Origin of the sequence: Sphingobacterium allocomposti, assembly GCF_008124885.1 — a bacterium.
Taxonomy (GTDB): Bacteria; Bacteroidota; Bacteroidia; order Sphingobacteriales; family Sphingobacteriaceae; genus Sphingobacterium; species Sphingobacterium allocomposti.
In genome coordinates, this window is the sequence record NZ_VNHX01000008.1 from 48,300 (window position 1) to 60,821 (window position 12,522).

The window sequence follows — 12,522 nt, forward strand, 5'->3', positions numbered from 1 at the left end:
TGATCCGCTTATCGCAGCAGCTCGTGGATATCTTCTGACGATAACGATTTGATAAAGCTTTCTTCGGTTTTTATGAGCGCTGTGGAGAGTGCTTTTTTGCGGTTTTGTAACGCAAGGATCTTTTCCTCAACAGTATCTTTACTGATAAACTTATAAATGAATACGTTTTTCGTCTGTCCAATACGATGTGAGCGGTCGATAGCCTGCTGTTCGACGGCAGGATTCCACCACGGGTCCAAAATAAACACATAGTCTGCCTCAGTTAGGTTGAGGCCGACGCCACCCGCCTTGATGGATATCAGAAAAATTTTTATACTGCTGTTTTCTTTAAAGGTGGTCACCGGCTCGGAACGGTCCCGTGTGCTGCCATCTAAGTAGGCATAAGGTGTTTTCTTGCTGTCAAAATATGCTTTGAAGAGCTGTAAGTGTTTTACAAACTGCGAAAAGATCAGAACCTTATGTCCTTCGGCGGAAATCGAATCCAGCATTTCTATTACAGCGTCAAATTTCCCCGACGGAATATGTTGGCTTTCCTGCAGCATGCTGGGATGGTTCGCGATCTGTCGAAGCTTCGTTAGCCCTTGTAGCAACATGATTTGATTCCCTTTTCCATTTTGCATGGTCCCGTCGAGAAACGCATTGCGGTATTCCGATTTAGTGCTTTCATATAGCGCTAGCTGTTCCTCGGACATTTCACAGAATATAGTCTGCTCTGTTTTCGGAGGCAGCTCCTGTGCCACCTGGTCTTTTGTCCGCCGCAATATAAAAGGTTTCACCATAGCTTGCAGTCTCAACGCCTTGGTCTCGTCCTTCTTCTTTTCTATAGGCGTTACGAACTCTTTTTGAAAGTAGCTGTAGGAACCCAGCAAACCGGGGTTGGTAAAGTGCATCTGGGTCCAGATATCCGCGACCGAGTTTTCGATCGGCGTTCCACTTAGGGCGAGCTTATGTTTGCTTTTCAGGCTCTTGATACTCTTAAATGATTTGGAACCCGGATTTTTTATATGTTGGCTCTCATCCAGGATAATGTAATTAAAGAAAAACGAGGCCAATAAAGAAGTGTCGCTGCGGACAATTCCGTACGTGGTAATGACAAGATCGAAATGTGAAAACCCGAACGCGTCTTTTACACGGTTGTTGCCCGTATGCAGTAGGATACGCAGCTGAGGAGCAAACTTTTCCGCTTCCCGTTGCCAATTGTAGATTAGCGATGTGGGAAGAATCAGTAGAGAGGTTTTTGGCTGCTCACCGTCTTTTAATGCTTCCTTCTGCTGCTGTAGCAGTGCCAATGTCTGGACCGTCTTTCCTAGACCCATATCATCGGCAAGGCATCCACCAAACTTATAGCTCTGTAGAAAATAAAACCAGTTGTATCCGGCTCTTTGGTAAGGTCGTAGAGCTCCCCGGAAATGCGATGGCAGTGGAGCTTCTTCGATCTGTTTAAAATCCAGAAGCCGCTCCAACTTGTGATGAAAAGTGGCCGATATGTGCTCGGTAGCTTCGTAAAGTAGACCCACATGCGTCTTGCTGAGCTTTAAACCGTCCTTTTTTGTTGCAAATTGAAAAAGATGCTCGTATTGCGCAAACCACTCTTCCGGAATAATGGCGATCTCCCCATTTGGAAGAACGAACTCGCGCTCCTTGTTCAATATATGCTCGCGTAGCTCGACAAAAGGAATGGCATAAGGCCCGAAATGTGCAAAGGCTTTAATGTCAAACCAGTCATTCCCTTCCTCCACGGCTATTTCAAGGGTTGTCCGTCCTATGAAGATACGTTTGTCGCCCTTGGCCTGTGTAATGGAGAAACCTTTTGACAACAGCTCTTCCTGATGCAGATTGAGCCAGTCAATGATGGAGGAACCCGGGTCATCTAAGACATAGTTGCCAAATAAGACGTCCTTTTTACGCAATCCCAGCTGCTCGATGAAGGAAGCTTGTTTCTGCTCCCAAACCAACGAGCGCTTGATTCGGTGGAAGACATAATGATCCTCCTGCTCTTGATGTTCAAGGCGGACGGTAATAGGATGGTCGGTGCCCGCAGTAAATTCGTATGGGCCGTACGCAAAGGATAGTTGAATAGAAGAGTCTCCCGGTTCCGTATAGAACAGTTTTAATAGGGGCTTTGCGTCCTCCCGGTGTGTCCTGATGTCAAAGCCCTCGGCGTAAACGTGATGTTTTTCGATGAGACCAGTGACAAATGTTTCGAAGTACCGCTTTTCAGTGGCGCGGGGCACGGCAATATAGCGTTTGTTTAAAAAGGGACTTAATTTTTTCCCGTCGATCGCCTGGTCAAAATGGTAAAGCGTGTTTTCAACCAGGAGCCATGCCTGTTTGTTGACAATAACCTGTGCCCCCTTATACATGAAATCGAGTCTGTTTCCCTTATATTTCAGTGTAGGGAAATAACGGGTCTCTATCTCGTTCCGGCGAAAATGGAATAAAACCGACGTTGGTTCATCCGCGATATGGAGCTCCTGATCTGCTGGGTAGCCATCTTTGCTCATTAGAAAAAGAGGTTTATCGCCGATTTTCTCCAGTACCATCAAGATTTTTTGATCTATTTTTGGGCGGATGTAATCATAGATCTTTTGATCAAATACCTTCCCAAAAAAATCCACAGGACGGATTGCCTTTTTGTGATAGCGCTTGATGATGCTGGTTTGTTCAATCTCGTCAAGCTGTTTAATGAGGTAATAATCTGTATCGTCGAGAGCGCTGGCGAAGTCGCCGATCGTGTTGGTGAAGATACGTTTATAGCTCAACGAATACTGTCCGTTAGGATTCAGTTGTACGATATGGGGTTCAATTAAAAAACCCAAATATGGATGTTCCCCTAACGAGTAAACCAGTTTAAACGGTAATTTGCTATCAACTTGTTGCATCAAAAACTTTCGGCGCGCTTAAAAAAAGGCTCTAATATACATAAATCCGCTTACATTCTGGTGCTACTTCGGAAAGAAATATCGGTCTGGGCTATTGCGGGGAAAGTGAGCGGGAGAGTACCCCTCTCTGTCTAGAAAGCCGGTTACACCTCTCCCGTAAAAACGAAGTCTGCGGGGCCCTTTAGCCGCACGTTGGTGAACGAATCGCCTGCTTTTCTAAACGCAATATATAGTTGCCCGCCGAGAACACGGATAGGTATCTCAACGTCGCCTTCTAAGTTTTCCCGGATAGCAGCGGCCATTGCGGCGGCGGTGGCACCGGTACCGCAAGCGAACGTCTCATCTTCTACCCCCCGTTCGAAGGTGCGTACAAAATAGCCATGTCCCTCCTTTTCAATAAAGTTGACATTAATACCATCCTCCCGGTAGATTTCGTTATTCCGGATAGCGAAACCCGCCTGATAGACATTCATAGATGCCAGAGCCTGCACAAACTCCACGTAATGCGGAGAGCCGGTGTTTAATACGTAAGCCTCTCCATCCCGCCGTACCGTAAAAACATCTATCATACCCAGGTCGACCCGGTTGTTAGTGATTACAGCGTCATGTTGACCGTCGACTGCCAAAAAGGCAGTTTTGTCGCGCACGATACCCAAGTCCCGGGCAAATGCGACAATGCAGCGTCCCCCATTTCCACACATGGTGCCCTCGCGGCCGTCTGCATTGTAATAGATCATTTCGAAATCAAAATTTTTTGTATCTTGAAGAAGCATAAGACCGTCCGCCCCAACGCCGAATCGTCTATCACACAATTTTCGGACAGCATCATGGTCATCCCTATCAAAAAAACCATGCCTATTATCTATTAAGATAAAGTCATTCCCCGCGCCCTGGTATTTTGAAAATTTGATTTTTCTTGTCATTTCCTTGAAAATATGCCCCAAATTTAATATTCTTGTTACAATTATTAATCCGTTTGTTAAAACATGTTAAAATGTCTTTGGATCGCCAGCAGTTAACATTTTTTAACTGCCAAAAGTGAGGAAGCCAATTCTAATGGTATTACATTTGAACAAACCTTAAAAACTAAAAATATTTTTAAAGATAATAGATAATTACAGCAATTAAGAATATGAAGAAGATAGGAGTGAGTTTATTAACGGCTTTCGTAGGAGGTGCGGTAGCTATCGGAGGTTACAAAATCTTCGAAAATAAACAACAGGAAAACATGACCTTCGAAGAGCAGCAAAAAGTTTTTTTTGCGAAAAATCCAGGTAGTGAAATATTGGCATCGACCGGAAATCCGGATTTCACCCAGGCAGCAGCTGCGGTTTCTCCCGGCGTTGTTCATATCAAAGTAACAATGAGTGCGCGTAATTCGCAACGGGGAGGATCTTCTCCATTCGACTTATTCGAGGAGTTTTTCGGCATGCCTCAGCAGCGCCGTGCACAGCCTCGTCAGGCGATGGCGTCCGGATCTGGGGTTTTGATATCGCCGGATGGCTACATCGTGACAAACAACCACGTGGTCGAAGATGCGGACAAAATCGAGGTGCAGCTGACAGACCAACGTACGTTTGAAGCGAAGGTTATCGGTCGGGATCCCGATTTTGACCTCGCGCTCATCAAGGTGAGTGCATCGAATCTTCCTTTTGTCAAGTTTGGCAACTCAGACAACGTGCGCATCGGCGAATGGGTACTAGCGGTTGGATATCCGCTTAGCCTTCAGTCTACAGTTACGGCTGGTATCGTCAGTGCGAAAGGAAGACAGATTGGTATATTGGGCGACCAGGGCCAGTCTCCGTACGGCTATGGACAGCCAAGTGAGCCTATTGTTCGTACGGCCGTGGAATCCTTCATCCAGACTGACGCCGTAATTAACAAAGGTAACAGTGGCGGGGCATTGGTAAATGCGCAGGGAGAATTGATCGGTATTAATGCCGCTATTGCGTCTCCGACCGGCGTATATGCCGGTTATGGTTTTGCCATTCCGGTTAACTTGGTAAAGAAAATCGTAAACGACTTCAAAGAATTCGGAGCGGTACAACGTGGATACGTAGGCGTGAACTTCCTGGAAATGAACGAGGCGGTTAGGAAACAGTATAACGTAGACGAATTGAATGGCTTATATGTTGCTGACGTGGTGAAAGATGGAGCCGCAGCTGCTGCAGGAATTAAAAAAGGCGATGTCATCACCAAAGTGGAAGGTAATACCATCTATTCATCGTCAGATCTGCAGGAACGTGTCGCTAGATTGAGCCCTGGAGACAAAATTAAATTGACTTATAAGCGGGAAGGAAAAGAAAAAGAGGTAACCGTGACGTTAAAGGCCCAAGATACGAAAAAAGCCAGCGCCGATGAGGAAACCAGCAAGAGTGCGACAGAGATCTTCAATAAATTAGGAGCTAGTTTCACCCCTGCGTCCGACGCCGTTAAAAAGAAATATGGTGTAAGTTCAGGTGTTGTTATAACACAGGTGCATAGAGGCGGTATGTTTGAGTATTTCGGCGTAGAAAAAGGCCTTGTTGTTACCCATGTTAACGGTAGGCCTGTGAACAATGTAGACGACGTCGAGTCTGCCTTATCAAGCACTAGACGGAATATCGTTCGCATAACGGGCGTGTCAGAGAGTGGAACGGTCGAATTCAACTTCCCAATAGAATATTAATTTACATACTTTTGGTTACAGGGTGGGCTTGATAGCCCACCTTTTTTGTATATAGGTTTTACGCGACAGGGGATCCGGGCATAGCGGGATCAGCATGTGGCAATATGATTTTTGGTATAATAACGTTATTTTAGGGCGATGAAGATTTTAATGGTTTGTTTAGGAAATATATGCCGGTCGCCCTTGGCGCATGGCATACTTGCCCACCTTGTTGCCGAATCGGGATTAGATTGGCAGGTCGACTCAGCAGGGACAGGCGATTGGCATGTCGGGAAGGAACCCGACCGCCGTTCTATCGCCGTCGCACATAAGTACGGTGTTGACATTTCCGCGCAACGCGCCCGATTGTTTGTATCCGACTTTTTCGACCTATACGACTATATATACGTGATGGACAGGAACAACTACCGTGATGTTCTTGCTAAAGCTAGAAACGCCGCCGACAAAGATAAAGTACGCATGTTCTTACCGGATGGTATTGTTCCCGATCCCTATTTCGACGAAAACCAGTTTGAGCCCGTATTCCACATGATTGAACAGAGATGCAGGGAGCTCATTCGAGATCTGGCCAAATAATCGCTACTTTTGCCAAATAAAATGGAAATGTCCGTCATTGAAAACACAGACACGATGACCACGAGGTAGCGTAAGCGCCTAAAAGAGCAAGTTGCGAATACAACGATCCGGACAAACGCCATAAACATAAACACGAATGAATATTACATATGAAAGCATCCGAAGTAAATAAAAAATGGGCGGAATTGCAGCAGCTCATTGCCCGCGACTTCGACATGGAGCTGCCGGATATAAAGGTTATGCTTTTCCTGATAGGTGTGCAGGAGCTGGGGAAAGGACCCCAGCAATTTTCAAAAAGACAAAAAGAGGAACTGATGCATATCGCAACCTGCAGGCTATTTAGTGCTATGGGTTTTTACGAGCTCAATGGACTAGATGAAGAGGGGTGGCCCCACTGGAAGCTCATCAAGCCGATCCCCAACTATACCTTACTGGAACAGGAGCTCATTCTGAAGTCGTTAATTGTCGATTATTTTGAGGATACCTATTCCTTATCATAAAAAATTGCGTTGACAACAAGGCCATTGAAACCGTAAAGAAGACGGGCTTAGTTTTCTCAATAGGCCAAATTACGGATCGACGCTAGGGAAAATCGAAGAATAAACATCCATATTCCTCATGATCATAAAAAATAGATGAACAGATATATGAAATTAAATTTGTTGCTCCTTTGCCTCTGCTTCTCTGTAAGTGTGTGGGCCAAAACGCCAGCGCACCATTACGTGGTAATCAAAACCGACAAAGGCGAGTGTCTGTTGAAGCTGTACAATGAAACGCCGAAGCACCGCGATAACTTCGTAAAGTTGGTAAAAGACGGCTACTACGATGGCCTGCTGTTCCACCGTGTAATCCAAAATTTTATGATTCAAGGCGGCGATCCGGATTCGCGCTATGCTGCTGAAAAGCAGGCGCTCGGAAACGGAGGGCCGGACTACAGGATTCCGGCAGAGATTCAGGAGGGATTGATACACAAGAAAGGTACCATCGGCGCCGCACGTGATAACAACCCCGCAAAACAATCGTCTGCCTCACAGTTTTATCTCGTACAGGGACGGGTTTTCTCGCCTGCGGCGTTAGACTCGTTGGAGCAATTCCGTTTGAATGGTAAAAAGCTTTCCGCTGCCCAGCGCCAGGCTTATAGCACGATCGGCGGAACGCCCCATCTGGATGGTAATTATACCGTCTTCGGCGAGTTGCTGAGCGGCGTAGAAGTTATCGATAGCATTGCCGCGGTGGCGACAGACGAACGGGACAGGCCTTTAAAGGATGTGCGGATGTCCATGACACTGCTAACACGTCGTGAGGCACTGAACTTAGAGCGCGAAGCGGCAGGACTGAAACCGAAGACCGGCCTCTTAACAAAATTCTTCGACCTGTTCTCTTCGCGATACTATTAACGGATTGTCTGCGCCGAAGGACTGTGCGCATGATGGTTAAAAAGAACTAAACTACCTATGAGGATTGTTACATATAATGTTAACGGATTGCGGGCCGCCCTAAAGAAAGATTGGATAGGATGGGTAAGGTCTGTCGATCCGCATATTATCTGTTTACAGGAGATTAAAGCCACGCCCGACCAGATTCCGGAAATCATCTTTCTGGAAGAAATGGGGTATGAACATTACTGGTATCCCGCGCAGAAGAAGGGCTATAGCGGAACAGCTATTTTTACAAAAATTACGCCGACACATGTTGCTTATGGCTGTGGTCAAGAGGATTACGATTTTGAGGGAAGGATAATCCGTGCTGATTTCGAGGACGTGTCGGTGATGAGTGTATATTTTCCATCCGGAACTACCGGCGATATCAGGCAGGAATTTAAATACCGGTTCCTCGGCGACTTCCAGGCGTATAGTGACAAGCTACTGCTGGAAAAGCCGAATCTGGTTATTTCCGGCGACTTTAATATATGTCATAGGGCCATTGATATACATAATCCCAAGTCGAACGCAAACAGTTCGGGCTTCTTGCCGGCCGAACGGGAGTGGATGGAGAATTTTATCGCCTCGGGATATATAGATTCATTCCGGCACCTTAATCCGGAACCGCATCATTACACGTGGTGGACATACAGAGCAGGTGCGAGGGCCCGAAATTTAGGTTGGCGGATCGACTATAACATGATTTCGACGCAGTTGAAGGACAGGCTTGTCAACGCCGAAATCTTATCGTCGGCAGTACATTCCGACCATTGCCCGGTGCTGCTGGAGCTCAGGTAGACTGCTCGCGGATGCATTATACAGCAGGTGGCGTTCCTGCGGCCGCAGTGGGGATATTCCGGCTCATCTTCGATAATATAAGAGAAACAAGCTGCTGTTCGTCGAGCGGCTTCGTTATCACGCCGTCGAAAGCCATTCCGGCGTCCGTGTTGTGAACGCTTTCTACATGCATCGTGTCCGAGGTGAATGCGATTATCATCGCTGTTTTAAGGCGATCGTTTTGTCGCGCTTCCTTCAGTACATCCCATCCGTTGATGTCCGGCATAAGGACATCCGTAATAACGACATCAATAGAGGTCGACTGCATGAATTTTAAGGCGCTTTCTCCACTGTCAAACGTATATACGTTGGGAAAATCCTTAAAATAATGCTTTAAATACAGGATATTTATTCTATTGTCGTCGATAAGGACCAATCGGAGATCTTTGGGCAGATCAGCCAATGTGTATGGTTTCCGTCTCACCGTGTCCTCACGCATATCCGTAATCGGAATAGTTAACGTAAATGTTGATCCCACCCGGGGCGTACTGACTAGGCTAATGTCGCCATGTAATTGTTCCGACAACAATTTCGAGATATATAGCCCAAGGCCGAATCCGGTTGATCGGAGTTTATTATCAGCCATGTAGTACTGACGGAAGATATGCTTCTGGTGCTCGGGCTTTATTCCGATACCCGTGTCTTTGACTTTAACAATTAAGGTGGCGCTTTCCCCACTTCCTTCGATAAACGCGGAAAGCTTTACTGTTCCCCTTTGTGTATATTTGATGGCGTTGCTTACAAGATTGGAAACGATCTGTTTCAGTCTGAAAGGGCTGCTGTATATTTCCGTCCGCTGGTCGATATTTACTTCCTGCTCCAGCGCTATTCCCTTTTTCTTTGCCTGATAGACGTACATCCCAACAATATCCTCCAGCAAGCGTTTCGGGCCGAAATACTCATTTTTTACCGCTAGCGCACCGACTTCCAGCTTGCTTAGGCTCAAGATGTCGTTTACAGAAGTGTTAATAACGGCGATTTCGTGTGCTACGGAATCAAGGTATTCGCGGTTTATGGTTGGCTTACCTCCATCTTTCTTCAAAATGTCGATGATGCCCATGAGCGAGTTGATGGGAGCGCGTACCTCATGGCTGACGCTCGCCAGCACGCTGGTTTTTTCTTCAGCAACTCTTGCCGCATATTCTTTTTCGGCCTGCAGCTTCCGCTCGTATTTGGCTGCGTTGTACTGGTAGAACAGAATGAAAACGATCATCAGCAGCATAATACAAAGCGCTGCGATCAGTTGACGCTCCAACCGTCCGGCATTCTCCTTATGAACGGCTAAATCCTGCTCCTGAGCATTGCGTACGACCGATTGCTCGCGCTCCTTCAGATTGTCTATCCCGTTTTTTAGGTCGTTCAACAGCCGGTAATTAGCTTGGATAAGCTGGCGTTCTTTCTGGTGGAGAGAGAGAAATTTCCCGCGTAGATGGTGTAAATTACGCTGGAAAATTTTTTCATTCTGCGTGACGACGTGCTCAACGTTTCGGTATACCGCGTCCATCTGCTTTACATTCAGTTGCTCGGCGGTAGAGCGAGAGACGAGCGTATCGTTCTTCGCATTAAATATCCGCTTGAAAAGACCTTGCTTTTTCCGGATGATAGTATCTGCGCGGTTGTAATTGAGCGAGGTGTCGCTAAGGATTCTGCTTAACACGGAGTCGGCCCCCAGATAACGGGGGGCGGGGATGGTTGTATTCTTTCTTGTAACGAGAGCGGGGAGAGAATCCTGCGCTATAAAAAGACCAGATCATCAATGTTCTTTTTTAAGTGTGCAAATTCGTCTGCAAGAAGATCTTTCTCCCGAATTGCATCCGTGCCCTGGAGCAGAGGGTTGTTTTCGATGGGCAGCGCCGACAGAGAATCTATTACATGTTTAATGGTGTCTAACTTACTTTTATATTGCATGTAGGTGGGCTGGTCGAAGTCGATCGTATAGAGACGGAAAAGGTTATCCGCCTCACCGAATGTGGAGAACAGCCGGTACAGCGTGGCCGATTGATTCTGACTCGATGCATAAGCTGCATTCAACTGCCCCTTGACCTTCTGGTAAGTTACGTATTGATAAAAAAAGAGCGCACTCAGATAGCAGAAAAGCGCTATTGCAGCTCCAATCAAAACCTTTCGTAACAAAAACGTTTTCTTTCCTCTCTTTGACACAGTTAACAAATTTGAAACAAAAATACTTAATTACTATGTAATTGTTTTCCTGCTTCTTAACGAATGTCCATTTTGTCTGAACCTCTTCTCCCGAGGAGGTCGCTGTGCCTATCGTCCGGCCGGCTTGGTGTATCAGCGCTGAAGGCGGGTGGGTGGGATCGTATAGGTCGCCGAGCATTTTGCCGTTTCCTCCACTTTGCAGGAAATCAACCGCACAGGATAGTCTTTCAACTGATCTGGACCAATGTGCTCAACCAAGTAGCGTGCAATCTGTTCTGCCGTGGGGTTGAACGGGACAATCACTAAGCTATCGCCGGCAACTTCCTGCAACTGAAGAAGCAGCTCGTCGTTCTCCCAGATCAGGAATTTGTGATCAAAGTTGTCCTCCAGCCATTGACAAAGCGTTGTCTTTATAACGGAAAAATCCACAACGCGTCCAATTTCGTCCAGCTCATCTGCTGCTAAAGTGAAGTGTATCCGGTAATTGTGTCCGTGCAGAAAACGGCACTTTCCTTCATGCCCCACGACCCGGTGGCCGCAGGAAATATCATGGTAGCGTTCAGCAACAATCATGACACAAAGATAGGAATAGATTTTGAGTACGGCCGCCGAAAAAAATAGGAAAGCGCCGTCTACCTTTTCAAGAGGTAGACGGAACCTCTGCCGGCCTTTCGCGGCGGCCCATGCAGCCCGGGCCTGCTACCGCTTTAACAGACGTCCCGGAAATTCGCTGACATTTTCCAGCGCGAGCTGTTGCATGACCTGGTAGAGCTGCGCTTTGAACATGTTAATCGTATGCTCAGCCCCTTCGTCGCCTAAAGCGCCGACGCCATACATAAAGGGCCTTCCCATAAAATTAAAATCGGATCCCACAGCGTGCGCACGGCCCAGATCAACACCGGACCGGATGCCTCCGTCAAGCATGATTTTAACCTTCGCTTTGTAAGCAGGGTTGGCAGCTAGGTGTATGAGCGAGTTGATAGAGGATTCTCCTGCGTCTATTTGTCGACCGCCATGGTTCGAAACGATTACACCGTCCACGCCGATATCGATAGCCGCCTGCATGTCCTCGTCTGTCGTTATTCCCTTGAGGACCAAAGGGCCTTTCCAGATGTTGCGTATCGCCTTAACTTTTTCGACATTTACCTTTCCTGTGAACGTACGGTTCATAAACTGCCCGAGCTGTGTCAGATCCAGCCCTTTTTCCATGTAAGGTCTCAAGGTGGCAAACGAAGGGATGCCATGTTGTAGCGTTTTAATCCCCCATATGGGGCGCATAAGCGCCTGTACAATGTTGGAAACGTTCATCTTAGGAGGCATCGACAGCCCGCTCTTTATTTCCCGATATCGGAGACCGAATGAAGGAACGTCAACCAGCACCACCAGCACAGGACACTCTACGTCTTTAAGGCGGCGGAGTATGTCATCCCGTAAGAGGTCCTCTGTAGGATGATACAACTGAAACCAAGCCTTTCCATCCGACACTTCGGCAATACGCTCTATACTACTCGTGGATACGGTGCTGAGTGTATAAGGAATGTCGTGTTTCGCGGCGGCTTTAGCCAGTATCTCCGGAGCATTGGGCCACATGAGCCCCTGTAAACCGATCGGAGAAATACCAAAAGGAGCGCTATATCTACGTCCGAATAGCTCCACCGACATGTCGATGTCTCCCGCGACATGCAGATATTGCGGTTTCAGAAAAATATCGTCGAAGTCGCTTTCATTTTTTGCCAGATTGAATTCTTCGTTTGCTCCACCCTCTAAATAATCAAAAGCGAATTTAGGGATCCTCGATTTCGCTTTTGTCTTTAGATCGGCCACAGACGGATACTTCGGATTATATCGATATAAGATTTTATTACTCATGAGAATTACGGCTTAAAATACAGACGCCGAAGATACATACTATTGACGAAAATACCATCCTGTACAGGAGGGTGCGGCGGCAGGCAAAAATAATTTTGGCAGTTACAAT

The 12,522-nt window shown here is 46.8% G+C and carries 11 protein-coding genes; 5 read left to right on the forward strand and 6 right to left on the reverse strand.

Features of this window, described 5'->3' with window-relative positions:
- Nucleotides 1-8: 8 nt before the first annotated feature.
- Both BC792_RS07685 and dapF read right to left on the reverse strand, forming a co-directional pair.
- Nucleotides 9-2,882, reverse strand: a complete 2,874-nt coding sequence (locus tag BC792_RS07685; protein WP_148908412.1) for a DEAD/DEAH box helicase — start codon at nucleotides 2,880-2,882, stop codon at nucleotides 9-11.
- A gap of 143 nt (nucleotides 2,883-3,025) precedes the next feature.
- A complete protein-coding gene (dapF, locus tag BC792_RS07690) occupies nucleotides 3,026-3,805 on the reverse strand; it encodes a diaminopimelate epimerase (RefSeq protein ID WP_148908413.1) in 780 nt (259 codons plus the stop codon).
- A gap of 209 nt (nucleotides 3,806-4,014) precedes the next feature.
- Here dapF and BC792_RS07695 point away from each other — a divergent pair, with 209 nt between their 5' ends.
- From BC792_RS07695 to BC792_RS07715, 5 genes are all read left to right on the forward strand, one after another.
- Nucleotides 4,015-5,550, forward strand: coding sequence for a Do family serine endopeptidase (locus BC792_RS07695; RefSeq protein WP_148908414.1), 1,536 nt, complete (start codon nucleotides 4,015-4,017; stop codon nucleotides 5,548-5,550).
- Between the two features lie 138 nt (nucleotides 5,551-5,688).
- The gene (locus BC792_RS07700; RefSeq protein ID WP_148908415.1) at nucleotides 5,689-6,126 is read left to right on the forward strand and encodes a low molecular weight protein-tyrosine-phosphatase; all 438 of its coding nucleotides are present in this window, start codon (nucleotides 5,689-5,691) and stop codon (nucleotides 6,124-6,126) included.
- A gap of 149 nt (nucleotides 6,127-6,275) precedes the next feature.
- Nucleotides 6,276-6,626, forward strand: coding sequence for a hypothetical protein (locus BC792_RS07705; RefSeq protein ID WP_148908416.1), 351 nt, complete (start codon nucleotides 6,276-6,278; stop codon nucleotides 6,624-6,626).
- Between the two features lie 147 nt (nucleotides 6,627-6,773).
- Nucleotides 6,774-7,523, forward strand: a complete 750-nt coding sequence (locus BC792_RS07710) for a peptidylprolyl isomerase (RefSeq protein WP_148908417.1) — start codon at nucleotides 6,774-6,776, stop codon at nucleotides 7,521-7,523.
- A gap of 57 nt (nucleotides 7,524-7,580) precedes the next feature.
- Nucleotides 7,581-8,345 (forward strand): exodeoxyribonuclease III, encoded by a 765-nt coding sequence (locus BC792_RS07715; RefSeq protein WP_148908418.1) that lies wholly within the window; start codon nucleotides 7,581-7,583, stop codon nucleotides 8,343-8,345.
- Nucleotides 8,346-8,361: 16 nt separating this feature from the next.
- On the opposite strand, the gene BC792_RS07720 is transcribed toward BC792_RS07715, so the two are convergent.
- From BC792_RS07720 to BC792_RS07730, 4 genes are all read right to left on the reverse strand, one after another.
- On the reverse strand, nucleotides 8,362-10,041 hold the full coding sequence (locus BC792_RS07720; RefSeq protein ID WP_246154908.1) for an ATP-binding response regulator: 1,680 nt from the start codon (nucleotides 10,039-10,041) through the stop codon (nucleotides 8,362-8,364).
- 77 nt (nucleotides 10,042-10,118) lie between these two features.
- The gene (locus tag BC792_RS18590) at nucleotides 10,119-10,544 is read right to left on the reverse strand and encodes a hypothetical protein (protein ID WP_246154909.1); all 426 of its coding nucleotides are present in this window, start codon (nucleotides 10,542-10,544) and stop codon (nucleotides 10,119-10,121) included.
- A gap of 132 nt (nucleotides 10,545-10,676) precedes the next feature.
- A complete protein-coding gene (locus BC792_RS07725) occupies nucleotides 10,677-11,117 on the reverse strand; it encodes a 6-pyruvoyl trahydropterin synthase family protein (protein WP_148908419.1) in 441 nt (146 codons plus the stop codon).
- Between the two features lie 126 nt (nucleotides 11,118-11,243).
- Nucleotides 11,244-12,413: an alpha-hydroxy acid oxidase gene (locus BC792_RS07730; protein ID WP_148908420.1), complete on the reverse strand. Its 1,170-nt coding sequence runs from the start codon at nucleotides 12,411-12,413 to the stop codon at nucleotides 11,244-11,246.
- Nucleotides 12,414-12,522: the final 109 nt, after the last annotated feature.